The organism is Aeromonas sp. Y318-3 (genome assembly GCF_027706185.1).
Lineage (GTDB): Bacteria > Pseudomonadota > Gammaproteobacteria > Enterobacterales > Aeromonadaceae > Aeromonas > Aeromonas veronii.
Genome location: NZ_JAPDCN010000019.1, coordinates 37508 through 64095 on the forward strand (window position 1 = coordinate 37508; position 26588 = coordinate 64095).

Consider the following 26588-nt stretch of genomic DNA (forward strand, 5'->3'; position numbering starts at 1 on the left):
CCTTCGGGGGGCGCTGCCGGGGAGTGGTGGGGTTAGGCAGCGGGTTTTTCGATGGAGTCAGCGTTGGCCGTTAACCACATGACCGCACCATCCTTGACTTGATCCAGGGTGGCGCCAGCGGCATCAACATCCATCACCTTCTGGCGAAAGTCTGGATACGGCAGCTGGCTGAAATTGCCAGCCACATAATCGGCCACCAGCTGATCCTCTGCAGGGGCCGGAGCTGGCTCGGGAAGTTTCTCGTCAATCTTGGTGTCACTTTCCAGCTGGCGGGCAATATCCTCGAGCTCGCCAATCATGCGGAATAGCGAATCCTTTTTGGGCTGGCTGGCCTCGCTCTCTTCCACCAGCTTCCGCAACTCCTCAAGTCGTGGCAGGCTCGGCGTGTAGCGGCGCATAGATTCCTTGCTGTGCTCCTTCTCTGCATCCGTTCTGGCCGTCTCAAGCGCCCCAAGGGCATAGTCGGCACGGACGTAGAGTGTTTGGATGGCATCAAGTACCGACTCACCATTGAGGCTATCCAGCGCATCCACGCCCTTCTCTGTGGCGACCAGAGCGGCATAGGCCTCTCGGAGTGTCCGGCCCAAGCCAAATTCGTTCTCGCGCACTAGGCGAACGCCTGCGGCCATCATCTCAACTTTGGCGCCAGCGATACCATCATTGGCAAGGCGAGTGATCTCCCGCTCCGCCTGCTCCACCATGTAGCGAACCTTCTTTCGCAACTTTGGCGGGAACGGGGATTGAACCCCGCGCCAGGCATTATCCGCACTCATAGTCGAGGTTCCACCTTCGGCATTGGTGCCGGAAAGGTGTCTTGGCCAGAAAATATGGAAGTTAGAGCGGTTGGCTCCACCGCTCCCAGGACTGAACAGCACGGCGATTTCGTGTTCGGCGTTGGACAGCACCAGATCAAGGTTTTCAGCGGTCTCGGCGCGGCGCGCCCATGCAGGGTGATTTGCGCCATTAATGGCTAGACCTACGATTGAGCGGCCAGCGGTTGATTTGGCCTCCTCATCGCTCCCCTCATCCTCATCCTCGCCTTCTGCAGGGGCAGGCTTGGCCTCCCCCTTGAGCTTGGCCAGAACGGCCGCCAGTTCGCGCTGGAGGCGGATCTTATCCATGATGGTAAGGCCTGCTGCTGCCAGCTGGCTTTTCAGGGTGGCGGCCTGCTTTTGCAGGCCTACCTTTTCAAGAATACTCAGGGCCATTATGCCGCCTCCTCCATCAGCTCGGTCAGGCGATCCGCAACGGTGTGCAGGTACGGCTCATGGCGCTCCATAGCACCGGCGGCCTGCAGCTGCTCAATGAGCTCCTGCATTTTGTCCAGGTACGCCATGTAGTCGCTTTCGCCGGTTCGCAGTGATTCCAGCTGTTGCAAGATGCCGGTGATAGCCGGGTCGGTCTCGCCCCACTGGTTGTCGTCACCGGTACCGCCAGTGTCGCCGGTGGCAGAAATCGCACCTTGAAGCTCGGTCGCATCAACCACCATGCGGGTCGCAGTTTTCTGGCCGGTCATGGTGGCCATGACAATCACGCCCTTCCCATCTTCTGACGGCTCTACAATCTCGATACTTTCCATATCGAGGCCATTAATGGTCACATTGCGATAGGTGGCGCCGCGGGACACTCCAGCGGTACCCATGGGGTCTTTCGCGGGCTCGCTCAACTCGGTGGCCAGCTTGTCGAACATGCCTTGAATCTCGCCGGTGTAGCCAGCCTCTTTGAAGGCCTTGATCATGTCGTCAGAGCGGTATCTCTCAATATCCCAGTCGTAGAACGGGTTATTGGTGACCATATCGCCCTTGGGCTTCATCAGGCCGTCCCAGATCTCTTTCGCTGAATATTCCATGCCAAGCAGGTTGGTAATGGTCTCTTTCAGCTCGCCAAAGGCTTGAGCGCGGCGCTCCTCGCCCCATGCTGCGGTGATCCGCCCAAAGTCCACCAGCTCGTAGTTAGCGACTTCCTTGGGGGACAGCTCCTTGTCATAGGCAACAGCGCCATGGCGAACACTGTGATCACCGGCGGTCTTGACCATTGAGGCGATGCGCGGGTCATCTTGGGCTGACTCTGGCGGGATGTAAGCCACGCTGCCCTTTGGCTGCGCGCCAATAGACAGAGGGCGAACCTGCAAGCCATACCAGTACAAGGTACCGCTGGCTTCGCTTCCTGCGCCGGATTGCTTGTCTACGTCCGCCTGCCAGTCGGCCTGCAGGAGAGGTTTCATCTCCGCCCAGCTCTTGAGTGACTGACCGCCCGGGATCGTGCCGCCATCCGAGAAGGCCACGGAGAATTTGCCAGTGAACATGCCATCAACATCCCGATCGGGGAAGATGTGGTACCCGTCATGCTCCTCGCCGTTCTGGAGCGCCGGAGCGGAAATGACAATGGCTGGTCGGTTCTCGCCAAAGTCCTCTTCCAGATCGAATTCCCAGCCGGTCATTTTGCTGCGCTTGGCATTAGTGACCAGAGCTGATAGCGCGTTGGCTTCCAGATGTGCGTTCTCGCTTACTCGGCGCGCTTGCTCTTCCTCGAGCTCTTCCGCTGACAGGTCATAGCGGTATTTCTCATGCTGGCCATCTCGATAGGCCTTGTAGAGCTCCGCGCCCGCTTGCTTCATGGCGTCCCGGCTATCGCTGGTGGCCGTCACTCGGTAAAACTGGCCATCTACGTCCTGTAGCAGGGCCCAGCCAGTATCCACGCCATCGACCTCGCCAAACTGGTACGCGATCTTGGCGCCATTGCTCAGGGTGGTCTCACCGCTCATAGAAAGACGGTCATTCACTTGGCGAACGGTATCGGTCGGCGCACCATCGCGCTGCTCTGGCTCTTCCTTCTCGCCAAGCAGTGACCAAACGCCATGCCGCTCTGTCAGCACCGGCTTGTCATAGCCAGCCTGGAGCAACTTGATGAATTGCAGGGCCAGGCGGGCTTGCTCGGGGTCTCTCTTGGCGGCCGACTTGATGCTGTTGGCCAGCGAACTGACAAACAGGGCGCGGCTGTAGCCACGGTATTCACCAATATCAATGCCGTGAATGACGGCAACATCTTCGATCACCTTCTTGTAGAGGCTCGGGTTTGCTGCTTTGAGGGCGCCGCCGGCGGCGTTGTGGTCGGTAAAGCTGGCAGGCTCCTTGTCGCCGTTACCCGGCTGCGGATCTCCATCTGCGACCGACTTGCCATCATCGCCACCTTGCTTGTCCTGGTGTTCGGTACCATCGGCCGTGAGCTTGTCGATCACCGGCGAAGCATCCCCAAGGGCGGCCAGCTGGCGGCGGAGCTCATCGTTACGGGAGATCTGCTTGCTCAAGGCGCTTTGGGTGCGGGTAAGCTCGCCCTTGTCGCTTTCAAGCACTTCTCCCAGGGTGTCTACCTGCTGCGCCAAGCCGACCGCCTCAGTGCTGATCTGCTCAGTGGAGATCTGCAGGGCTGCAAGCTCCTCTTCCTTCTGCTTGTTCTTGGCTTGTTTGGCCTGAAACTTGTCGCTGTTTCGGGCGGCCAAGTTAGTCAGGGCAAGGGTGGTTTGCTGCAAGGAAATATCGCGGCCACCAGCCGGGGCAACGATATGGGTCACATCGCGCTTATTCAGCAGGAATCGGTACGCCACCAGATCGTCAGCGGCGGTGATCTTGCCGGGGTCATTACTCGGGGAGTGGAACACCACCGACAGCGATTGCCCATCAGAGACGGGGATCGTGGCCACTTGTACCGCCACGGTACCGGCTTTGCGCGGCTGGCCAATGCTGGCCTCTTGCGCTTCCAGGCCAAAGGATGGCATCTGACGGTTAAGCGCTCGCACAAAGCCCGCCATGGTGCGCTCGAGGCGCGCCTTGGTGGTCGTGATTGCCTCCATCATGGGTTCGTCCACGCCGTCCAGGTCGTACAGGTAGGTGGCTTCAACCTCCTCTCTGGTCACCGACTCGAAAATGCGCTCATCCTGCAGCAGGCCGAGGTATTCATCAGCGCTTACAGCCCGGGGGCAGTGGTCGATGATGTTCTGCACGTTGATCCGCTTGTGCGGAAAATAAATGGCTTCCGTGTTTTGCATCAGGCGGCCCTCTTCTTGTTTTCAATCTGCTCAAGCAGCTGGTTTGTGGTGGCCCGCTCGGCCTCGAGCTTACGCTTGGCATCCTCCAGCTCGCTCTTAACGCGCGCACTCTTCCACTGCAGGGCGGTCATGCGCTGCTGAGTGGCGGTAAGGTTGGCGGTTGCGGCATTGTTGGCGGATTGCGCCTCAATCAGGCGGGAGGCGAGTGTGCGGCCAGCTGGCTTTTTGCCACTGGTATCAGTGACGCGCTTCAACTTGGCAGCCTGGCTCTTGTCGAACCGGCCTTGGTTGGCGATCAGCTTGGCTGACACCTCTTTGGCGTATGCTGCCATGTTTTCCATGGCCTTCGGCGCAACAGGGATTACGGTGGCATTCAGGCGGGTTTCGATTACATCACCCAGGGGGCCAACGGTGATCGTGACCGATTGGCCGCGCTCAAACCGCAAAACGGCTTTCTTGGTGGGCTGGCCATCCTTCTTGGTGATCCGGTTGGTTGCTTCGACTCCGGCGACCTTGGATTTGGTGCGGGCGAATGCGTCTACGAGCTTTTTCAGCCCCTTCTCCGTCACGTTGGCAAAGTCCAGCGTGAGGTAGGTTGCCTTGCTCTTACTAAAGCGCTCATCAGCCATCAGCGATTGTCTCCTCAATGGTTGCTCTGCTGCTGAAAGGGAACAGTGAGTAAAAGGGGTTACGGCGGGAAACAGTGGTGATCTGCACAGTCAGATCCCAGTCCCCTGGAGTGAGGAGGTCATCGCGGATTAACAGGTATTCGGCGTTCTCGCCAGCCTTGCAGCCGTCAAGCGTGCGCGTCTTACCGGCTATTACTGTGGTTGGGCAGCGGCGATCCCGAAAGGAGTAGCGGAGCTCGCTCCACTCAGGTTCGCTGTTTGCCTCGTACTTCAACAGGTAGCGTAAATAGTTACCCTCGCGGTCGGCTTTGCGCAGCTCGGTAATCGTGACTTTCCCGCGCTTCCAGATGAAGCGATCCAGAAAAGCCAGTGCCACCACTGCCGCAGCCGTCGCTGTGAATGGTGCATCTAGCATCATCGTTGGGCGCCCTTGGTTGCGTTATTGAACAAAGACAGCACCCACTGCCTCAGGCTATACAGGACGAACGAGCTGTTATGCGCTGCAACAATTACGCACAGGCACATAAACGGCTCTGGCCAGTCCCGCCATAACCCAAGAAAGAGAGCACTCCACCCTGCAACGGGGGCGGCGGCCAGCTCTGCACAGAGATCGAGCCAGCCACCATTGAGCCTCCCATCGCGCCGACCTTGAAGGTAAGAGGCCACGCCGCTAAAAAAAGACAGGGCTGTTACCAGCCCTGCCTGAATCGGATCTATTGTCATCCTCTTGCCCTCGCCAGTCACATTAATGATACACCAACGAGTTGTTAGGATGTTAGGCGGTCAACTAAGCGATCGCTTTTGCCGGAGTGAGCACAGAGGTCAGGAAGTGCTGCTGACAAGTCTCGATCAGAGCGCTGGTTTCCACTTCACTGTTGCTGTTGAAGTAGAAAGTATTCAGGCGATCCTTGGTGATATATTCCTGAGGCTCCGCACCGCCATCCTTCGCTTCACTGGTATGCCAGTAGCGAATCTGATAGTTGATCTGGTTGTTAGGCCCACCCTCTCCGGCGGCGTCAAAGTAAGCGGAGTCAGTGCGGGAGACCATGGAGATCATGCACTGAGCTTGCGGGTGTGCTACGCCATAAATGTCGGTGAAGCTGGCTTGGAAAATCGGGCTTTTCATTGTTACATCCTGTTATTACGTTAATGGTTCAAAGGGATTTTACGGCTGAACCAGCCGCATTGCTATTCTGATTAGATAGGATCTGTCGGCCATGTTACGTTGGATGGCCAGCCCACCCCCCCCCTTTATAGCCTCATTAATTCAACGCTGGATCGCTCTAACTCCTCCAGCTCCATCAGTTCTGCATCAGTGGTCATCCCTAGGCGCTTAGCTCGCTCAAGGATTTGGATACGGCTCTCCACTTCTGCCTTTGACCTCGCGTGGCCACGGGCAAGCACGTATTGCTGAACATCTTCTTGGCTTGGGCCCTTATATTCTGCAACTTCACCATATTCTCCCGCTAGCGCCCTACCGAGCACCTCCTTGGCGTGATCCATTGTGTCGGTGGGCGTGGCCGTAAATGGCACCTCGCCCGGGAAGTGCGAAAACTTCACTTGCAAGGTGATGCTGACTTTTTCTGGGGTGGCCCACACCGGGGAGTGGGCCGAGATAACTTTTATTTTGTTATTCAATTCGCTACATCCTAATTTATGCAATTCGCACCCAGAGGGTTTTATGACCAGTCCAATCACCCTCTCCGCCTGCATTGCCTCTGGCCATGCCCATGCACATATAGGTGCCAGCCAAAGGTGCAGCCCAAATGTCATCTCCGTCATTATCCACGCTACAAGCCCTCAAATGAGCTCCCGGGACGGTAGAGCCGGGCGCGACTTGGCCGTAATCGTTAGCGGGGTACAGTTGAGCGAAGGAATAGGAACCAATGGCATTCCAAGTGCCGTTGCAAACATCCCAATTCCCAGCTTGCGCGGTGTGGATGTGTCCCTTATTGGAATAGTTCTGATCAACCCAGCTTTTAACGTTGTTGTCGGCGCTATCAACTTGAGCCGGAGTCGCAGCCCCAATATCAGCAGCAGATGGCTTGAACCCGGTGTGGTAAATGCTTTGCTTGTTGTAAGTGGGGGCCGCATTCTTGCCATACGTGGACAGCACGGCGGCCGGTTCACCAACGCCAATATCCCCCGTTGCAATATCCCGATGAATCAGGGTTGCCGATGCCTGCCCTGATTTCAGATTGTTCGCATAAAGGCCAACCTGATTTCCGTTGTCGAACATGTAGAAGTTGCGGCCTTGGCGCTGAGTGCCAAGGGAGTGTTCAACGGTGTCGCTGTGCTTAACCCGGAGGTTGCCTGACAGGTCTCCGCCAGATTTAGGCAGGGCAGCGGAGGCCAGATCGTAGGCGCGTTTTACCGCCCCAGCGGTGGCATATTTCGCGTCAGAAGCGTCATTCACAGAGGCCGTGGCTGGCCAGTTGTTCACGCTGCCAAGGCCCACATCGGCAGAGGTAGGCTTGTTGGCTGGCGAGTAAACCCGATTCCCGCGCTCGTACAAGTCAACGTTTGATGTGACCTTTAGCTTCTCGATGAGCAGCTTTATGTCGGCAGCGTGAGCACCACCAATGCCGAGAGCTACAGCAGCGTTGGAAGCTGTAGACCCGTTGGTAACATAAACCGTCCCGCGATTGCCTATCACCCCATAGCCATCGAGCTTGACCTGATCAACTGTTGGCACTGTGTTATCGGCGGTACCGGAGATTTTTAGCCTGGCTGTCATTTCATCGCCAGACTTGGATACCGCCCCAACATCGGCGGCAGTCGGCTTTTGTGACTCTGAGTAAATCTTGCGCCAAGGCGTCCAAGTCATTGTGCCGTCATTTCTGGTTCTGATCATCTGACGGCCATTGCTGCGCCAAGTCAAAATCTGAGTCACAAATGATCCGCCAGCTCGACCACGACCAATCACCTGCAGGGTGCCAAAGTCGAAATCACTGGGGGCATTGGTGAATGTAACACCAGAGCCCTTATACATATTGAAAGGGCCGCCACATGACAAATCATCGAGATCTACGCTTGTCGTTATACCGGTACTTTCATCGTTGGATACACCAGACCAAGTACCCCAAGCGTTGGAACCGTACTTGTCCCGAAGGTAGATTTTATTGCCGTCAGTAATATACATCTGGCTAATTGTTCGGCCGTTGTTTTGGACAAACAGGGTGCCGTAGGTGTAAACATCTGGGTGGCCAATAATGGCGGGCTTGTTTGCGCCAGAGGCATTATCTACAGAATACGAGCCAGCAACAGTGAGGGTATTCCAGTCTTGATTGGTAACAGAGCCCCAAGAGGCCTTGAATGTTCCAATTTCCTCTGGTGTAGGCTTATTTCCTGTGTGGTATAGAGTCCCGCTCTTACCCCCCTCAAGAACCACAACCCCATTGTTTTCCGCCCGGTCATTGCGAGTGATAAACGTCAGATGGCCGCCGTTGTTTACCTCAATCAGCTTTTGCCTGTGACTTGTGAGCCCCTTGCTCTCAAGCATGATCCCAGGGTAGGTGTCTCGCTTGATGTGAACACCATATCCGGCGTAGTCCACAACAAGGGTGCCTGCCATTGTGGATGAGCCATTGAGCGCAACGGCGTTAACATCGGCCGCTGTTGGCTTAAACCCAGTGTGATAAATCTGATGCCATGAAACAGAACCAGCTGCCTGAGTGTTATTAAATCCACGCCAGAACAGTTTTCCGGTGTTATAGGTTCCAAGGATTTGCATATGCGTATCCCCGCCACCATTAACATGGATCATCTGGGCATAACTAACATCATCAGATGGACGGTTGGTGATATTGCCAGCAGCCTCTAAGCGCAAGTGCTGAGCAGTGCGAAGAGCGTTTAGATTAACCGAGCCAGACCCTACAGAGCTACGGCCGACAGCATTAACATCGGTGGCAGTCGGCTTGTTCCCCGAATGATAAACATCGAAGTTCGAGCCGTTCTGGTGATACTGGAACTTGTTATTGCCCAAGCGAATGTAATGCTGGTAATCACTAGCTGCAGTGGTCTTGCCACCAAAAATATATTCGCCAACTGTTTGGCTACAGCCTATTGCGGCCTGATGCCCACCCTTCTCTGCAACAATGGCAAGGGCGTTATTGGCGGTACTCTTGAACGTACCTGCAGACTCAATCCAACCGGTAACTTTCATGTTGCCGGTGAGCGTCCCATCAGTGATATCCGCAAGGCGAGGCTTGTTGTTCGGGCTGAATACCCGAGCGCCGGAGTCGTGAACCTTGTTGAAATAATCATTGAATGCGTAGCTGATGGCCCCAGTGTCGCCGTCAAAGATATTCCCGCAGTTCATTTTTACGGTGTTGGCCAGTATCGCGTCATTGCTTAGAACGAAAGTGCCGTCAGCAACGAACGTGGGCTTCCCGCCATCCGTGCCGCGATTGATGACGGAGACCCCAATATTGCCCCACATGCGCTTACCGCGAACCCATACGGTTGTCTTGCCAGTCTCTTTTTTGACTGCAAGCTCAATCATGTCTGGGGCGCCATATTTTCTGTTCACCGAAACGTGAAGAGATCCTACGGGGTCGCTGGCACCCTCGTAACGACTGACGGTGACATAATATCGACCGCTGGAACCGGCGTAGTTCTTATCAGCACTGACGATGATGTCAAAGGTGGTATCAACGAGAGCTGATGTTGTGTGCTCGCAGAGCTTGTACCAGCGATAGAAATACTCGCTACCAACTTGGGATTGGAGTGAGCCTAGATTCCTGAACCCTTCGCCAACATAAACCTCTCTGCTGGTTGCCCCAACATCGGCCGCAGTTGGCTTGTTGCCCGGGTGGTATACCTTCTGGCGCCCCTCATCAACGTACATTTCCCCATCAAGGAAAATGTCCATTCTCTGGCCGCTGCCGGCGCCAAATGACATGTAAGAGGCCACTTCGTCAGGACTTTGGTAGCCACCGACATATCGCTTCCCAGCCATCTCTGGTGCGGAAGTCCAGTCAGCCAGGTGAGGTTTCTTTACCGGAATGGCGAGAACGTCTGCCGCAGTTGGCTTGTTCCCTTCGTGGTATAGCTTTTTGTTGTTGTAGAAAATGCCATCAGCGCCGCCAGTAATTTTGAGGCCAACGCCCAGCTCATTGGAATACAAGTCCAAGGCTGACGCTGAACCCTTCCCAACATACCAAGAGGCTGTTCCGTCAAGTTTTTTGCCTCTAAGTCGGCCAATATCGTCTTGAATAACGATCCCTTCTGCCCCGGATTTTGCAATCAGCGGGCCGGTCATGGTATCGCCAGTTTTACTGACCGCACCTATAGCAGATGGAGTTGGTTTGTTGTTGGGGCTGTATACTCGCTGCCCGCGCTCAGAGAGGTTGCCATTAGGGATGTTGACGTTGCCACTTTGAGACGCAGTGATTACGTCCTGAACACCGCCAGCTCCACCAGCCCACAGCCTCCAGCCTCCAGCATTATCGAACCGATAGGTCGCAACGGTATCTGCGCTCTCAAGTATGTGGTTCTTTACGCCAGCAGCGTTCTGAACTGCGATACTCGACAATGCGGTGATCGTGCTCTTGGCGGTAACGCCCTTCTCAAGCTCAATCGCCCCGGTATCCCGAGATAGCCGGATGCTATCAACCCACACGTTGTTGTTGATCATGCCTATGCGGCCAACGTTATCCGTTGCGCCGTTGTAGTGCATGTACATGCCGAAGTCGGTGCCTTCAAAGCTGGACCCTTCGAGCAGCTTCAACCATGCGTTCTTGCCATCACCCCCCTTAACCATCAGCCCGGCATCATTGGATGGACGTTGGATATTGAGGTTGCCGGTCATTGTGTTGGTGCCGCGAATGTCCAGCGCGTTAATGTCATTTGCCGAAGGGCGGAACCCTTCGTGATAAGCCTTGTTGCTGTTGAAGTAGCGACCAGAGCCTTTGCTAAAGTCGGCTTTTATCTGGACTTTTGTGCCGCCTGGCTCGCTGACACCGGCGCTAAATGTAGTTGTGCCAGCCTGCATATCTTGGCCGGTACAGGACACGCCACAGCGGATAGGCAGGCGCAGCTGAACCGGGAATGCGCGAGCCTCAACGTAGATGGCGTATGACCCTTCGCTTTCGGTTGGCATGGCAATGGAGTGGATCGCCCGCTCGTTACTGTCCGTGTAAATCGTGAACTGACCATCAACATAGTTGGTTTTGTCGCTCCACCCGGCAGCGCGAACAATGCCATGGAATGAGCAGTTGTTCATCGGATCGCTACCACCAGAGGAGCGAGTGCTGACGTAGAGCTCTTGGCGGCCTTCAATTGATGAGGTCACCAGGATTGGGTAGAACTTGCCAGCCACCACGCCAGCGGGAGCGGCTACCGTGACCGTCTTAAAGCCGGAGTCATTTACCTTGTTGTCTATCTCTGACTGGGTGTAAGTGCCAAGAGCCGCGGGGGATGGCTTGTACCCTTCGTGATAGATGCGATGGCGACCAGAGCCGTACTGGACGTATGCCAAGGCATTCTTCGCATTGAGGTTTAGCTCTCGCTCGAATGAGCCATCGCCAATCCTGGCAACAGTTGTTGATGTGCCGATAACGTCCACACCTCCAACCTGGAAGCCACCAACTGCATTGAGTAGGCCGTTTACGGTCAGAGCACTAGAAATGATCCCGCCGGTTTTGGGCAGGGCCGCAGCAGCAAGATCGTAGGCGCGCTTTACTGCTCCTGCAGTTGCATACTTGGCGTCAGAAGAGTCATTCACAGAGGCCGTTGCGGGCCAGTTGTTGACGCTGCCAAGGCCTACATCGGTGGAGGTCGGCTTGTAACCGGTGTGATAGGCGCGACCGCCATTGATGAGAACTTGACCGCCATAGGGGTTCAGCTCAAGCGTGCCAACAGCAGAAGCATAGGTTCCATCGCTATGGCCGACTTGCAAGCCGAACCGGCGGGCATTTTCAGCGGCGGTACCGAACATGCTCAGGCCGTTATTGCCAGCACGCACCATCAGCCGCGATCGGGAAATGTAGTTGTTCTGGTCTCGGTCGGTGGCGTTTGGCCAACCGTATGAGTCAAACCCAGTTGGGCCAACAACAATCTTCCCATCCACCACGCCACCTGATTTAGGCAGAGCGGCAGCGGCTAGGTCGTAGGAGCGTTTCACTGCCCCGGCGGTGGCATATTTGACATCAGAAGAGTCATTTACGGCCGCAGTGGCGGGCCAGTTGTTGACGTTGCTCAGGCCAACCTGCGCCTTGGTGTGTGCGGTCGGGCTGGCAATGTGCGCGGCCAGATCCCGGTAGATGCTGCTATCAACGGCAATGTCCACATCATCGCGCTTTGCATCGCTGATATAGCTGTCCTGCATGGCGGTAGCATTGGCGGGCACGTTGAGGTTATACAGCGTCACATGCTCTGGCTTGTACTGTGCCTCGGTCACCAACTTGATCGATACGGCATCAACGGTGCTTTCGCTATCTACCTGTTTGGTTTTCACGCCGAACTGGTAAAAACCCTCCAGTACCACTCGCCCGACAAAGCCAGCGGCCACAACCAGATCAACCGGCTTGTATTGCTGAACGGTGATGCAACGGTCGCCAACGTGGATGATGGCGGTACCGGCTTCACTGGGGCGGCCAATTCTGAGTTTCATGCTCCCTGGTAGCACGTATTGGAAGCCGCGATAGATACCTGGGGGGATTACGCCGTAGAACTTGCGGTTCAGCGCCTCAGAGGCAAATGGCTCGAGGTACTGCAGGTCGGCCAGCAGCGCGAATGTCGAGGTGTCCACGCTCATCGGGGGTGACAAGGTAATTTCTTGATCAGACATAGCCCCTCCCCTTATGCGATGTTGGTTTCGATCACACCCTCTACGGAGAGAGAGCGGCGATCATGCACAGTGATGGGGGTGCTGGCCATGACGGCCACCAGCGTGTTGCTTTCATCGAGAATGCCAAGGGCTGAGAACTCATGGAGCTCACCGGCAGGCACGGAGCCGGTAGGCAGTACCGCGCGCACGGTAATACGCCCGGACACATAGGAGAGAACCAGGTTGGTAGTAGCGAATACCCCGTCAATCTTGGAGGTATCGAGGGGAATGTTGCCCACGGAAGGCTTGCCGCCTACTGTGGTTTGGAATCCCTTACCCCATACAGCCTTGCTAAGGCGGAATGAGGTATTGGACTTGCCAATCGAGCTTAGCGCCCGGTTGTCGTAGTACGCCCGAAGTAGCTTGGCGTCATAGAGCTTAATCGCGCTCAAAGTGTGCCCCCATTTGATGGAGGCGCGGTTGGGGAGTGAGGCGGTTTGATGTTACCAGTTTTTTTGCGGCCGTTCCCTATGTGATCGGCTTGTCGAGCGTCCAGGCATCCATGGGGATTACATCAAGGTAGAACTGGCCAATGGGCGCGTCACTGCTGTTGTTCATGTTGGGGAACGTGGTGCTAATGTCGGCTGGCTTTACCGTTGACGTTTCATTCCCTTCGCTGACCTCAGGCCAGCTAGTCCCTATGTCTGTTGCCAGCAGCTCTACCCATTCTTCCGCCTCTTTCAGGGTGTACCCGATGTAATACTGGGCGCCATCAAAGACGATTCGCAGCGGGATCAGGGGGGCGATGAAGCGAGCCAGAATGGCCTCAAACTCGGCGGTCTGCTCGTTTTGGGTTTCCCCACCAGGGAACGAGCGGGCCAACTCCGGCAAGGACACGCGGATCACCCCGCGGCTCGTCATAAACCAGTCGCTCTCGGGAATGTCCTCGAAGGGCATCATCTCCTTGGTGGTGAAGCGCGAGCCGTAGGGATAGGTGTTTATATCCTTGGGGGCCCACTGGGGTGACCAGGTAACGGACATGCCGGTAAATTCACGCCCTATCGTTGAGAGCATTGGCCATTCGGTGTTCTTGTAGTGAATTTCATCCTGTCGCTGGATCAGGGCGAGCGGCCAATCCTCAGGCGCGACCCGTTCAGAGAGGAAGAAGAACGGGCCCAACTCATTGATCCGGGCATCCAGATCCTCCTCTGCCATCGTAAACGCGCCGCCCATCCCCCTCAGACGCTCCACCAGCGGCTCTATGTGCTGCTCGAATACCTCTTGCACGGCATCGGCCAGCTCTGCCCACATGGGCGCCTGCTGCTTTGCCTTGGTGAGCCGGTTGCGTAGCCAGTTAGCTTGCATTGTCGTACTCCAGATTGAAGGTAGAGCCCACCGCATCGAGGAACACATAATCTTTCAGCTTGGGCTGCTCAATGCGGCCCACCAGCTTGATGGTGAACTCGGTCAGCAGGCCAAGCTCATCAATGGCAGTCCAAATGTCCTTCTCGAATATCTCCTTGGTGCTGGACTGGCCAGCCACGGAGCCCGGGGCGGCGTTCTCGCCAAACTTGTTGGTGAGCATGGTGATCAGCGAGAGCTTGACGGCATCCTGTCGCTGGCGATTGGGGATCGAGCCATTGAGGATCAGGGTAAACGGCTGGCGGTTTACTCTGACGTAGGAGTATCGGGTATTGAACTCTGCCCCGCGGCTAAACAGCGCGGCAATCCGCTCTTCCAGGCGCTCTTGGCTCTGGGTGTCAGAGTAGGCGGAAATGAAAATGCGGTTGATGTTGTCCACATTGAACCCGCTTTCTTTTTCCTGCTGCGTCTCCCCCCACACCTTGAGCCATACCAGCCCTGATATGTTGTCGTTGATGTACTTGGCATAGTCGCTATCCCAGACCACCTGCTGATCGTACTGGGTGGCGTACAGGGCGCCACGGCGGATTGCCTCGGTCGATTCGGCAGACTGGCCACCGGCAATCGGGGTGGTTGTGACGATCTTGATCCCCTCCTTTAGGAAATCGCTCTCGGCCGCCAGGGTAAGGGGTTGACCTTCCAGCAGGGCGGTTTCCCCTTCACTGCACCAGACCACCAGCCGGATGATTGAGTTAAGCGGGGGGATCATGCCTGCCAGCCCGTTACCGAACCGGACAACCAGCTGCTCTGTTGGCTTATAGCTCTCGGTGTAGATGCGACTGGTTGGGGTACCTCGGCGGAACATGAATCGCTTTTCCCAGCGCTGGGAGGTCTGGCGGGGCGGTTCGACCCACACCTCCACCTCAGAGGCCTTGGCTGTTACCGCTTTGGGGAGGGCTATTTCCAGCCACTTTGTTTCGGCCGTCACGGTTGTGGTCATAACCACTTCGGTCAGCTGGCTGATCTCCACCTCGAGCGTCACCCCGGGTTCAATTCGCACGGCCTCCGCCAAGATGTAATCCAGCTGGTTAGGGCCATCAACTGGGGTGCCGAAAGCGAACGTCTGCACTGAGTCTGTGTTGTTGGTGATACTGGCCTTGCCTGTGGAAGGCATGACTTTGCCGCCGACATAGCCGCGATCCTCTGCTCCAGCAAGGATTGAGGCGCGGTTGATGGCCGTTGACATGAAGGCCTCTTGCAGGAGGCGGCGAGCAAGGCTTTCGGTGCGATAGGCCATCTGGCCGACAAAGGTTGCGATCCCCTGGGCGAACTGCGAGCCGATAAGGCGGCTCCACCAGCTGGTGCCTTTCAGTAGCTCATTGAAGGTCTCGACCGGAGTTTGGTTGTTTGGTTGGTCGCTCACAGCGCCTCCTTGGTGTTTAGCTGGGTAGATAGGGTGCCAACGTTGGTAACGATGGTGACGCTGCAGATGTCGATTTCGCTCTGGTTGTATTCACAGCGAATGCCTCTCACAACCACCCCTCGAACGTCTTGAGGTAGGTCTGTCACAATCATGTTCTCGATGGCCACCTCGAGATCTTCCCCAGGTGGTTCATGCTTGAATGAGGTGAACCTATTCCCCCAGCCAGGGCGGCCGTAGACGGTACCCTCTGGGGTGTCCATCCACTCGGCCACGTTGTTGATCAGCGCATCCTCTTGTTCCCGCAGCTGCACGCCTGATTCGTCAAGCTGCATCAGGTAGTCAATTTCGGTCATCATCAGCTCCTATCTGACGCGAAGGCGGCCATGTTGCTGGAGAGCATTGGCGGATTGGTGGTGTCTGGCTTGCCGCCGGTTCGCATCGGGGCGCCGGTCGGGCTGCTTTTCTGCTGCTTGTTCTGCTCGGCCAGCAGGCGCTCGATGTTCTGCAGGGTCTTGGCCATCTTGGCTGTCTCATCAACAACCGGGGCATATGGCTTTGGCTCTGTCAGGGCGCGGCGGGCCTGCTCCTCTTGAATATCCACCACCGGGCGCAGTGTCATCGGAGGGGCGAGCGTCTGCGTCACCGGCGCCGCGGCGGTAGTGGTCGTGGAGCTGGTGGATACGGAGGCCTGTTGCTCGGTCTTGTGGACGAGCGGGGGCGCTTCTTCGCCGTCACGCGGGCCGCCGCGGAGCATCATCGGAACGTCATAGGCTGGCTTCTCCTCCTTGAGGACGGCTTTTGCCTCTCCAGCAGCAATGCCGGGGTTCTTCTTGATGGCGGCCTCTGCACGGTCGTACTTGTTCAGGATCAGATCCGTGAACTCCTGCACCGTCATATCGGTTCGGCCGCCGTTCTGCAGCACAGCCTGAACCGGTGCCTTTTGCCCGTTAGCCGCCAAAGCCTCTACAGCGCTGGCGTTGGGGTTCTGCTGGAGCGCCTTTATCAATCCGGTACCGCCGCCCATGCCTTGCTGGTGGAGTAGGTACAACTCCCTGCCGGTTGCCTCCCGCCCCATCTGCTTGCGGAAATATGCCTGATTCTGCTTGGTGTGCTTGATCATGGCTTCCGTGCTGCTCTTCTGGTCAAAGGCGTTGGCCAGCCCAAGGCCTGCAGCGGTTTTGGGCATAAACTGGAACTCCCCCATGGCGCCAGATTTCTTGTTATAGGCATTGGGATTTCCGCCGCTCTCAACCATGGAAGTAGCCCCCAGGAAGTTAGCCGGCAGACCATTTTCAGCTTCGATCCCGTTGTACCGGACGGGCGTACCCTGCCATTCGCCGGTGACGGGAGTAGTGCCACGATAGGTCACGCCGCTCGAGCCGTAGTTGTTGACGATCGACTTGTTGCCGTTGTCCTTGAGCGGGTTTTTGTGATCAAACATCGTCATGCCGTCATAGATGGCGCGGGCCATATCTTCGGTATCGAACGTCAGCGACTCCTGCAGGCGCTCAAAGCCAAGCGCCCCAGCAGCAGATCCCAGCAGACCGGCAAGGCCAGAGGTGAGACCACCGAGATCCAGCACGTTGGCCGCTGCCATCGCGCTTTTCTGGCCGGTAGTCGCCTTCTGGTTGCCCTGCAGGCCGAAAGCGCGGGATTGGGCATCCTTATCGTTGAAGCCTTGATAGGCGTCATAGCCAGCCATTCCCAGCGCCAGCAGTTGGCCTGCGATCGGGATTGCTCTTGCTCCCATAGCTGCAGCGCCAGCGCCAACAGCCCGAGAACCGGCCGCCCTGGCTGTTGTCGCCATTGCGCCGCCGGTGGCACTGGCAGCAACCAATGGGGAGGCAGCAGGGGAGAAGATGCGCGGCATGGCCGCTCTGACTCGCGCTATGCGACCGGCAGGCTTACCCCTAACCTCTGGCGCCCTGCGACCCCTGACTCCCTCTCTGCGAGCTCTGGCGCTGATCTCTGGTCGAGGCTGGCGGGCTCTGGTTCTTTTGCCTTTGCGCTTCCCGCGGCGGCGCTCCCAGGCATCCCCTGCCAGATCCATGGCGCTATCCACCAGCCCGGGGCCCTTCTGCTTGCTGCTATCGATCAGGTCGTCCAACTTTTCAAGTAGCTCGCCGTGCTGGCGCTCCAGCAGCTCGGCCTGATCCAAGCCCTCCTGCTCGATGGTGTCCACCAGCTCGCCTTGCCGGTGAGCCTCGGCGCTGGTGGCATCCTTGGCTGATTGGGGGCGCTTTGACTCATTGCTTACCGGCCGGTCGGTGACGCCAACCGACTCGCGCTCATTGGTGGTTTCAACCTGCCGTGAGTCACTGATCTGGCTGGTGACCTGCCTTTCGTTGGTTGTTTCGACCGCCTTGGTGCTTTCGGTGGCCTTGGTGCTTTCGGTGGCCCTGGCGCCTTCTGCAGCGTTGGTACCTTCGGTGGTCTCCCCCTTCTCGCGCTTGAAGGGGTTTAGTGCTGAGACCTGCTTTTTCAGGTACGGGATCAGGTCTTTGGTGCCCTTTATGTCGCGCTCTTTCAGGGCCTCGCTTACGTCTGATGCAAGGTCAGTCACTTCCCGAATGGCGAAGAATATCGAGCCACCAGCTGCCACCCCGGCCGCCTCGCCAGCTGACGAGTGAGATAGACCCTTGGTGCCTGCAATCCCATTGGGGCCAGCCAGCAGCGCCACACCTCTAACTAACAGCGATGTGAGGCTGTGAGTCGTCTTTTCCTTGCTGTCAGGGCTCGCGGCGTCACTGGCCTCGTTTTGCTCGCGCTGCCAACGGCGAACCTCCACTTTCGTGGCGAACGTGCCATCCGGGCGTCTTACCCGCCCATCATCGCCAATGTAGAGCCCGCCATCGCGGCGAGTGTCGGCCTGCACCGATTTAGGCTTGCGTCCAGGCGCGGCCAGTTCTGCCCTTTGGGTATGCTCTGGGCTGACTGATTGCGGCGCGCTCCCGTCACTTTTGCCCCGAACAGCAACAGTTGGCTCTAAGTCGATTGTTCTGTTTTCTCGGGATTTTCTAGGGGCGTTACCCTTCGGGTTTTCCTTTCTGCCGCTGGGTGAGGCTGCAACCTTGGCGTTTTGGTTATTTTTTGTTTGGGTCTTTTTAGCGCCTGATAAGTCCTTTTCAGTCTCTTGTTGAGCTTTTCGGCGCTTTCTGGCGCTTTCGGTGGTCTCAATTGACAGGCCGCTAATTGCCTTTGTCGGCTTGGCTGGCGCCAATCCTGTGCTTTTAGGCTCTCCTTTGGCCTTGTTGGCGCTTTCTGGCGCCACCTCTTGCCGCTCAATTACCGCGCTTGGTGATTTCTGGCGCTTGATGGCGCTTGTTGGCGCCTTGGTTGCGTGATGTTGTCTTGCAGATATTCCGTCTGAAATTATGCGCTTTAGTAGCGATTCACTCGTTATGCTCAGTCGCTTTACATCAGTCGCAATCTGCCCGAGCACGGCCAGCGTGGCGCTATCGGCCGTGTCCTCTGCAGAGATGGCCTCCGGCGTTGCTGCGAGGTTTAGGGGCTCTCCCTCCACAACCATTTCACCGACTGATGCCTGCTCTATGTCTGCCTGCTTGGTGTGTGTTTTGTCGCTCATTGGTTGCCCTGGCGTTGGAACCGGTCAAGCAGCCCTTGGTTGATCATCTCCACAAGGCCGATAGGCGACCCCAAGACTGAATCAATCGGCTGGCCGCCGTACACGGTGAGATTCTTCACGATGGTGTACCACCCTGCCGTGCTATATCGCTGGAATGCAGTGGACAGGCTGAAATCGCAGGAGAAGGACGGATGCCGGTGGCTGCCCCTCTCCCTCCTGTGGTGCTTCGCACGGTAGTAGTGGTGAGATCAGCTCGACTCGGCCATCCGTTATCTCCATCGCCAAGCCGTGGCGCAGCTCTGCGAGCGCCTGATAGCACTGGGCAGCCAGCACGCGGAACTCCTTGGCTGGGTTCATAGACATGACAAGCTCCAGGCGCTTGGCGTCAGCCTCCTCTCTGGGTAGCTCGGCGTCAGCGTCCAGGCGGAAGCTGTGCGCCACTTCCAGCACCTTGATCCGGTTCTTGATGGTGTCCTTGGCCGCCTTGCTGGTGGCGTCCAGCAACTCAAGGCGCAGCTGCTCGAGGGCAGTCATGGCATAGCCATCGAGGGGGACAAATTGGCAGGCGTGGATCTGGCCATTGGCCATAATCTCCCCGGCGATGGCCGGTTCGCGCTCCAGCACGGTGAGGTTGTCATCGAGATCAACCAGGTCAATATCAACGTGGTGGGTCTCGCCGCAATGGCGGCACTGGTACTTGTAGGCAAGGGTGGTGTCATCGCTGATGGCCATCCAAATCCACCACATAGCGGTTACACGATCGCCCGCCGTCCACCCTATCGGGTCGGGGGCGCCATCCTGCAGGAGCGCACGCAGGTAGTCTGTGGTGGCTGCTTCATCCAGCTCATCGCGCAGGCCTGAGAAGTTGATAGCGTCCTGCACGGTAGGCATCCGAAATTGAACCTGAGTTGCAGGGCGGCTTGGTAGCGGGAACAAAGGGATCATGGTCAGTCCTTAGCGCTCAGGGCGCGGTATTTTTGCAGGACGATAGGGAAGCTCACGAACTCATTGAGAGCGCTTCTGGAGCGGGTAATCTCGCCGCACTCGGCAACGGATACCTCCCACTCCTTATTCAGCGTCTCGGCGCCGTTATCGGAGAGCAGGTACAGGCGCATTTTGACCAGGTAGTTAGCTGGCAAGTTGATGGTGCCGTCATCGTTGATCACCTTCTTGGATAGCTTGGTAAAGAAGGCTTCGACTCGGCCATCCTGATGATCTCTTACCGTCATCGTGACGGTACCGGCGGTCTTGTGGAGCGGGGCGTTGATGGTATTCGTCCCGACCTGTGTGGCCTCATACTCAATGGTGAACGAGCCGTAAGTCACATCCTTGACGTAGACATCGAAGTCGGACGGCTGGCCGTCAATCTCTACGCGAAACTGCCATCCTTGCTGGAAAGGTGTTTCCACCAGCTGGCGAACGGTGCGGCGGTGGCGGGCAAGCAGGCCTGTTTGGCTGGTACCGCCGGTTGCTGTATTGCTGGTGGTTGCGGAGGACGCCCCCAGCAAGCTCGTCAAAAGGCCCACGATACCCCCTTAGAACGGCTGAATGGTGATCATGGGCAGGATTGCACGCTGGGCCTTCATGGCCTCGCGCATTGCTGCCAGCTGCCCCTCTCGCGCATCGCTGGTGGGCGTGCGGGATACATCGAGCTTTCCGGCCTCTTGGATACGGGCCATGCGCTCATCGTTGGGGATGGAGATCAGCACCTCCAGATAGTCCTGCACCATGCCAATGATGGTTTCCGGGATCTGATAGGTGTCGTGGTCGATGGTTCGGAGGTTCACCAGGTAGGTGAAGCTCAGTGGATAGGCTGACCGGGCATCATCAAAGCCGATCATTACGGCGTTGGTCTCGGCATCAAAATCCAGTTCGTGAGGCACAAAGTCGCCTCGCTTGTCGGTGCATAGAACCGGCGCCAAAAGGTCGGCGGGCGCTTTGAGGGGCGCACGCTCTGTCACCTTTACGCGCTTGATGAAACCGGCAAGGTCTTGGTAGGTACCTAAAGCGGTGGTGAGCAGTTGGAGCTGCTGGGGTTCTTCCACCAGCAGCACCGAGAACCGCCCCCGAACAGCGCTTAGCAGCTCGAGGGCAGTCATTACAGCACCTCTTTCCAGTTGTAGGTGACGGTGATGTTCGGCTTGACGATAGCGGTCACATCTTCGGTGGAGAGATCCACGTTATCCATGCGGATCAGGCAGTGCTCCAGACGCCAGCCGGTACCGGCCGGTACACCACCACCGAGGGATTCGGGGGTCGGCTTGATGGTGATGTTCACGTACTTCTTGTTGAGCACCATATCGGTCAGCGCCTTCAAGGTGACGCCCTTGATGGTTTCCACACACATCATGGTGACCTGACCGCTGTTTTCGAGCGGGCCTTGCTGCACGAACTTCATGCCGTTGGGGCCGAAGTCCTCAACGTCAGCACGGCCGAGCGCCGGGATCTGGGTGGTGCGAACCAGAACGGAGAGGTCGTCATAGCCATCAAAGGCTACGTCAAACTCAGCGCCAGAGAGCTTTTCACCGGCGGCGATGTTTTTCAGGAACTTCTGCTTAACGTAGCTGGTGTTCCCCTTGGCATTAGAATGACCAGGCATGGTTTCCCCTTATAGATAGAGCCCTGGAATCTCGCTCGCATTGAGCATCTGATTCGGCATGAGGCTGATTTGCACGGTGTTGCGCGTCATGTACCCCCGCTTGTCGCGGGGAGGGTCTAGCTCGGAGCTCACATCCACGATCACCAGGCCACTGACCTTGAAGCGGCGACCTACATCCACAGTCACGGTGGATGGTCGGCGGCCACCAGGGGTCAGCTTGTTCAGCTCGGGGCTGGCCATCTGCTCGAGGAGCATGATCGCATCGTGAACTTCCGTCTTGGGGTCGGAGAACGCTAGAAACTTGAGAGTGAGGTTCAGCGTGGGAGGAGTAGTCCCCTCCCACACCATGCGGCTGTTGAACTGGGTTACCGAGGTCATGTCAGTGGCGGTTTGAGCGGCGTCACCGGCCTTTGACAGGCCTTGGCTTTTACCCAAGGCATCTGACTCAAAGGGCGAAGTCCACGTAGAGGAGAGCGTCTTACTGCTCCCCTCCCCGATATAAGCGGTCACCATGTCGCCCGCATCATTGGAGATGCGAACCTTTAGGTAACTGCTGATCCCATCGTTGTTGCCTACCCCTGCAAACATCGGCTACCTCCGCTTACATGCCGCGAGACTTGCGAGCTTTCATGCTCTTGCGGCGTGCCACCTTGGCGGCGCCAGTGTGAGCTTTGCGGCGAGCTTTACGCAGGGCGGCCTTCTGAGCAGCAGACAGGATCTTTTTGCGCAGGGGCTTCTGGATAAACTTCACCTTGCCGCCACGGACAACCTTCACCTTGGCTTCGTTCATAACGGCTTCGCGGGTGCTGTAGGCGACAATCAGATCATCTTCATCAGCGTCATCGCCGTTCATGCGGGTTTCGATCTCCTGCATGGCCTTGGCGGCTGCAGCGTCATCGCCCATCATGGCGTCAGTGGCGGTCTTGGCCGGAACGCCCAGGAACACCATTGCGTCAGCCATCAGGGTGAGGAACTGGTGATATTCCTCTTCTTCCGGCTCGCCAATCTCGCCATCTTCGTCAGAGTCGGCCAGCGCTTGGGCGTAGGCATCCAGACCTTCGGCGGCGTCATCGCCATCGTCATACCATGCCAGCACAACTGCCATCGCATCGGCGCGAGCGGTGGTATTGGCGACACCGGCGGCCGCTTCATTCAGCATCTCGTCAGTGGCAACGGACTCGAAAAACGCGGTTTCGGAAACGCCTTCCTGAGCCGGTTTATCCTTGGTACCCAGCAGGGCGCCGAACATTTGGTTCTTGTCCCCTTGGGCAATCTGCAAAAACTTGTGCATGTGTTCTCCTTGATGGAAAAGCCCACCAGCTGGTGGGCTGGTGGTTATTAGCGGATCAAGCCCGGGGTACCCAGGATGCGGCGGGCGGTGCCGGTCACGCAGACGTTCCAGGCGACAGTCCACTGATCGAACTCGTCTTGCTCTACGTGCAGGACGTATGGGGATTCGCCGTCCTCATCGGGATTGCGGGGCTTAACCAGGGCGCCGGAAGTGACAAAGCCATCCAGAACATCGGTCATGCCTTTGTGCAGGCCGTCATAGGTCAGGCCATCCGGGCTGTGCTTGATCTGACGCGCCAGGGCGTAGAAATCGCGGGCAATGGCCGACATGACAGAGGAGACATGCTGGAAGCGCAGGTAGTCATTGGTGGTGCGAGAAGTGATCGCGTCATCAATCATCAACAGGCCGCTACCAGTCAGGCCCAGCTTGTTGATGCGGGCCTTGTAGAACGCCTCTTCATCCAGCTCACCGATACCGGCCAAGGGCTGGCATTCACGGCGATTGATAACGCCACGCTCTTCACCTGCAGGGGAGTAGTGCCAGCCACCGACAGAACCGGACACCTTGGCAACGCCCATTGCTTTCGCCTGGAACGCGATACCGGAGATACCCCACACAGCGCGACCGCCGGAGTAGTAGGGGTCTTTGGCGGAGTACGGGAAGTGGTACCAGGCCGGATAGTGGTTGTTGATGTTCATCCCTTCCATGAAGGAGACAGCACCCGCGTAATTCTGGGACGGGGGCACATCAAGGAAGGCGTCAATGCGGCGAGCTTCTGCCACCTCGGCCAGAGCGGCCAGTGAGTCAGTGTCATAGACACCCAGACCCAGGATCGCGGTATAGCCGACCATGGCAGAGCGGAGCACAGCGATCGCCTTGGCAACCTGCTCGGCGCCGATCTCGTTCTGGTCGCCCAGGGTGCCGCCGGTGAATGCGGAGAGGGTTGCGCCCGGGAAGGCCGACAGGTCTGCACCCGCTTTGATGGTGATGGCCAGCGCGGCAGAGCCAGCGCCCAGACGGTTTTCGATGTAGGCGGATTGGCCCATATCGTCAACGGCTTCAATGTCAAAGCTGACTTCGTGGGATTCCTGCAGGAAAGAGGTGCCCAGACGATCGATTTCGTACAGGTTCAGGGTGAAGAAGCCATCCTTACCTTCGATCGGTAGCATCTCAATCTTGCGACCGGATACATCGCCATCCTTCGGATAGATAGCGAACAGATCGCCAGCGGCCAGCGGCGGAGTGGTGCCGAACACCACGGCGGAGGTGTTCATTTGCGCGGTAGGGGCCGCCAGTGGTTCGGCCAGCTTGCCTTCGGCCTCTTTGGTGGCTTTGACTGCCTTGACTACAGGGGCCAAGCGGGCTGTCAGCACAGGGTACTTGGCATCAGCGGCGACAACGCGCACGACATAGCCATCGCCGCCCAGGACGGCATCGCCAACTTGGCGCAGCGGGTCGGCAATCTCACCCTTGGAGGGGTGGTACGGCTTGCCCAGCTTGGTCTGCCAGTTCTTGCGGTTGACGTTGATCAGCTCAAAGGGCTGACCCTTCTCACTGACAACTACCCCGGCAAACACACTGGCGCCACCGGTACCACCGGCAGAGATAGTGGCGCTGGCATCAATTGCCTGGACGGCAATTTGCGCGACTTGGGTAAGGGAACTCGGGATTACCATAATCAGTCACCTTTGGTGGGTTTGGTACTTGCACGCTTGCGGGCGGGCGGTTTTTTGTCGGTTGAGGTGTCTTGAGGGGCGGGATCTTCCTGAGAAGCGCCTTTGACCTCTTCGCTCAGCTCACCATTCGACTCAGAGAGCGTTTCGGTGGCTGGTGGCTGGCCAGAGCCATCTCCATCAACCGGCGGCTCTTCTGGTGGGGTTGGGTTCGGTTCTTCGGGGGGTGCAGGCTCTTCGGGCACTGACACCTGCAGATGGTGAAGCTGTAATCGCTGCACCATGCTATTCAGCACGGCCAGATGGCCTTCGCCGTCCAGCGGGATCAGTTGCTCGGGAGAATCTTCACCAGAGACCACCACGACAGCCGGAAAACCGGTGCATTCGATGCGATAGCGGCAGCTGGTGGGGTTGATAACGCGAGCCAGAAGTTTCTTGTTCATACAGGCCTCCAAACTGGCGGGCGGCATGGTTGCCGCCCGCTATGGGTTACTCGGAAGCCTGCTCTTCTGCCTGCTTGGCCTGTGCCTCGACAGCCTTGGATTCGGCAGCCGGGATCAGGGTCAGCATGGTGAAGTATTCTTCGCCCGCATCGGGGTGAACATCGCAATAAGACAGCTCCCACAGGGTATTGCGGTCGCGCATATTGGATTGGGTGCCATGGCTATACATGGTTGCCGGGATAGCGTCACCGGTCACAATGCCTGCTTCGGTGTGGTTCTCGCCGCGGGCATAGCACATGCAATCCCACTCGCCCAGTTTGGTCTCGGGGTCACCCTTGATGACTTCGATCTCGGTCGGGACTTCAAACACTTTGGTGCCGAACAGGGTGCCGACATAGTGGATGCGGGGTACCTGACGGTAGTTGTCAGCCAAGATGAAGTGCGGTGCGCCCAGGGACTTGAACACTGCGGTAGCGCTCTTGCCTGCGAACATGCCGACCAGACCGGAGACTTTGGTGCGCTCCATCAGGTCGTTGGAGATCATGGTCAGCTTCTTGCCCAGCAGCTCGTAATGCTCCTTGAAATACTGAGCACCCGGCACGGTCAGATCGAAGGTTTCACGCGCCTGGTGAGCCTTGATCATCTCTTTCAGGTTCTTGAGGTCTTTCTCATATGCCAGGTAGTTGCGCATATGGCTCATCTGCATGGAACGCAGATCCAGACCGTATTCACGCTGCATAGTCCAGAAGGCCTGGATGGTGTGTTCGGCAGCAATTACCGCTTCGTGCGGGCGCAGCTTCACAGAGGTGATCTTGTGAGTGATGGTCGGGATCAGCTCGGGCGCTTGCTCAATGTCTACGTCATAGACCAGGTAGAGCTTGACGCCAGCAGGCAGCGGGGCGGAGGTGGTCAGAGTCACCTTGCCGTTCGGGTAGTCAATGTCAGCACTCAGATTGATCTCAGAGTTATTGATTTTGACCACGCCGAACATGCGACCTTCTTCTTCCAGCTCAACAGCGCCGCGGCGGCGGTTCACCAGGATCTTGACGGAGTGACGCTTGAACGGAACCTTGATAGCGGCGCCATCAGTGGCAGAGTTGTAGACGAAAGAGGTTTTCTCGCCATCCGGTACCTGACCAGCTGCAAACGGGTAGGTCTGGTTCATCTGGCTGTACTGGCCGTGGGCGAAGATGCCCAGCTCGTCACCCTTTTCGTAGTCACCGAAGGTAGAACCGGCGTGACGGCGGATACGGAAGATTTCGGTTTCGTTGGCAGCACCCGGGATATGGGTTACAGCGTCAGAGGTGGCGGCCGCCAGCAGAACCGGCAGGATCAGACCAGCCTGACGGGCGCGGATTTCCACACCTTGGGAGGTGGTCAGAGACTTCTGCACGGACTCCAGCATCGGAGTTTCAGCGCCAACAGACTCAAACATGGTGATGTTGCGCAGGGATTGGGCGGCAGAGCTCAGCAGAGCATCGCTCGGCATGGCGCCGTAGGTCTCGGCGTACTCTTGAATTGCGCTGGCCCATGCACAAGCAACGCCACCGGCGTGCTCACCGAGGGATTCAAACATCGGGCTTGCGGTGGCGGCCGCTGCAATAGCAGTCATGCGGGTTTCCAGATCGGCAGAGCTGCCAAGCTGGGTTTGGGAGTTCACGCACACAAGGCGAATAGCACTAGCGTCAGCGTGCTGCTGCTCGATGCGCGCCTGATACTCTTTAGATTTGGACATTATTGTTGGCCCCTAATCGGTTGAATGATTA

The 26588-nt window shown here is 57.4% G+C and carries 21 protein-coding genes; all 21 read right to left on the minus strand.

Going from position 1 to position 26588, the window contains the following annotated elements:
* Positions 1 to 32 precede the first annotated feature (32 nt).
* The 21 genes from OKB77_RS20440 to OKB77_RS20540 all read right to left on the minus strand — a co-directional run bounded on the left by OKB77_RS20440 (position 33) and on the right by OKB77_RS20540 (position 26557).
* Positions 33 to 1208 (minus strand): hypothetical protein, encoded by a 1176-nt coding sequence (locus tag OKB77_RS20440; RefSeq protein ID WP_270818346.1) that lies wholly within the window; start codon positions 1206 to 1208, stop codon positions 33 to 35.
* A complete protein-coding gene (locus OKB77_RS20445) occupies positions 1208 to 4045 on the minus strand; it encodes a hypothetical protein (RefSeq protein WP_270818348.1) in 2838 nt (945 codons plus the stop codon). Before OKB77_RS20445 ends, OKB77_RS20440 begins: the two co-directional genes overlap by 1 nt.
* Positions 4045 to 4674: a hypothetical protein gene (locus tag OKB77_RS20450; RefSeq protein ID WP_270818349.1), complete on the minus strand. Its 630-nt coding sequence runs from the start codon at positions 4672 to 4674 to the stop codon at positions 4045 to 4047. The genes OKB77_RS20445 and OKB77_RS20450 overlap by 1 nt, the downstream gene beginning before the upstream one ends.
* Positions 4667 to 5092 carry a hypothetical protein gene (locus tag OKB77_RS20455; protein WP_270818350.1) on the minus strand — a complete coding sequence of 142 codons (426 nt, stop codon included), beginning with the start codon at positions 5090 to 5092 and terminating at the stop codon, positions 4667 to 4669. Before OKB77_RS20455 ends, OKB77_RS20450 begins: the two co-directional genes overlap by 8 nt.
* 369 nt (positions 5093 to 5461) lie before the next feature.
* Positions 5462 to 5800 (minus strand): hypothetical protein, encoded by a 339-nt coding sequence (locus OKB77_RS20460; protein ID WP_270818352.1) that lies wholly within the window; start codon positions 5798 to 5800, stop codon positions 5462 to 5464.
* A 125-nt stretch (positions 5801 to 5925) separates the two neighbouring features.
* Positions 5926 to 6312, minus strand: a complete 387-nt coding sequence (locus OKB77_RS20465) for a hypothetical protein (RefSeq protein WP_270818354.1) — start codon at positions 6310 to 6312, stop codon at positions 5926 to 5928.
* A gap of 16 nt (positions 6313 to 6328) precedes the next feature.
* Positions 6329 to 12466, minus strand: a complete 6138-nt coding sequence (locus OKB77_RS20470) for a pyocin knob domain-containing protein (RefSeq protein ID WP_270818356.1) — start codon at positions 12464 to 12466, stop codon at positions 6329 to 6331.
* An 11-nt stretch (positions 12467 to 12477) separates the two neighbouring features.
* Positions 12478 to 12897 carry a hypothetical protein gene (locus OKB77_RS20475; RefSeq protein WP_270818358.1) on the minus strand — a complete coding sequence of 140 codons (420 nt, stop codon included), beginning with the start codon at positions 12895 to 12897 and terminating at the stop codon, positions 12478 to 12480.
* Positions 12898 to 12973: 76 nt separating this feature from the next.
* Positions 12974 to 13810, minus strand: a complete 837-nt coding sequence (locus OKB77_RS20480) for a hypothetical protein (RefSeq protein WP_270818360.1) — start codon at positions 13808 to 13810, stop codon at positions 12974 to 12976.
* Positions 13800 to 15230, minus strand: coding sequence for a bleomycin hydrolase (locus OKB77_RS20485; protein WP_270818362.1), 1431 nt, complete (start codon positions 15228 to 15230; stop codon positions 13800 to 13802). The genes OKB77_RS20480 and OKB77_RS20485 overlap by 11 nt, the downstream gene beginning before the upstream one ends.
* Complete coding sequence (locus OKB77_RS20490) at positions 15227 to 15586, minus strand: hypothetical protein (RefSeq protein WP_270818364.1); 360 nt, start codon at positions 15584 to 15586, stop codon at positions 15227 to 15229. The genes OKB77_RS20485 and OKB77_RS20490 overlap by 4 nt, the downstream gene beginning before the upstream one ends.
* The gene (locus tag OKB77_RS20495) at positions 15586 to 18105 is read right to left on the minus strand and encodes a transglycosylase SLT domain-containing protein (RefSeq protein ID WP_270818366.1); all 2520 of its coding nucleotides are present in this window, start codon (positions 18103 to 18105) and stop codon (positions 15586 to 15588) included. The genes OKB77_RS20490 and OKB77_RS20495 overlap by 1 nt, the downstream gene beginning before the upstream one ends.
* A gap of 852 nt (positions 18106 to 18957) precedes the next feature.
* On the minus strand, positions 18958 to 19761 hold the full coding sequence (locus tag OKB77_RS20500) for a hypothetical protein (protein WP_270818368.1): 804 nt from the start codon (positions 19759 to 19761) through the stop codon (positions 18958 to 18960).
* A gap of 2 nt (positions 19762 to 19763) precedes the next feature.
* The gene (locus OKB77_RS20505) at positions 19764 to 20342 is read right to left on the minus strand and encodes a hypothetical protein (RefSeq protein WP_270818370.1); all 579 of its coding nucleotides are present in this window, start codon (positions 20340 to 20342) and stop codon (positions 19764 to 19766) included.
* 9 nt (positions 20343 to 20351) lie between these two features.
* Complete coding sequence (locus OKB77_RS20510; RefSeq protein ID WP_270818373.1) at positions 20352 to 20915, minus strand: hypothetical protein; 564 nt, start codon at positions 20913 to 20915, stop codon at positions 20352 to 20354.
* The gene (locus OKB77_RS20515) at positions 20915 to 21415 is read right to left on the minus strand and encodes a baseplate protein (RefSeq protein ID WP_270818375.1); all 501 of its coding nucleotides are present in this window, start codon (positions 21413 to 21415) and stop codon (positions 20915 to 20917) included. The genes OKB77_RS20510 and OKB77_RS20515 overlap by 1 nt, the downstream gene beginning before the upstream one ends.
* 9 nt (positions 21416 to 21424) lie before the next feature.
* Positions 21425 to 22003, minus strand: coding sequence for a hypothetical protein (locus OKB77_RS20520; protein WP_270818377.1), 579 nt, complete (start codon positions 22001 to 22003; stop codon positions 21425 to 21427).
* A gap of 13 nt (positions 22004 to 22016) precedes the next feature.
* Complete coding sequence (locus tag OKB77_RS20525; protein WP_270818379.1) at positions 22017 to 22706, minus strand: hypothetical protein; 690 nt, start codon at positions 22704 to 22706, stop codon at positions 22017 to 22019.
* Positions 22707 to 22753: 47 nt separating this feature from the next.
* Positions 22754 to 24382: a hypothetical protein gene (locus OKB77_RS20530; RefSeq protein WP_270818380.1), complete on the minus strand. Its 1629-nt coding sequence runs from the start codon at positions 24380 to 24382 to the stop codon at positions 22754 to 22756.
* A gap of 2 nt (positions 24383 to 24384) precedes the next feature.
* The gene (locus OKB77_RS20535) at positions 24385 to 24822 is read right to left on the minus strand and encodes a hypothetical protein (protein ID WP_270818382.1); all 438 of its coding nucleotides are present in this window, start codon (positions 24820 to 24822) and stop codon (positions 24385 to 24387) included.
* A 46-nt stretch (positions 24823 to 24868) separates the two neighbouring features.
* Positions 24869 to 26557, minus strand: coding sequence for a hypothetical protein (locus tag OKB77_RS20540; protein ID WP_270818383.1), 1689 nt, complete (start codon positions 26555 to 26557; stop codon positions 24869 to 24871).
* Between the last annotated feature and the right edge of the window lie 31 nt (positions 26558 to 26588).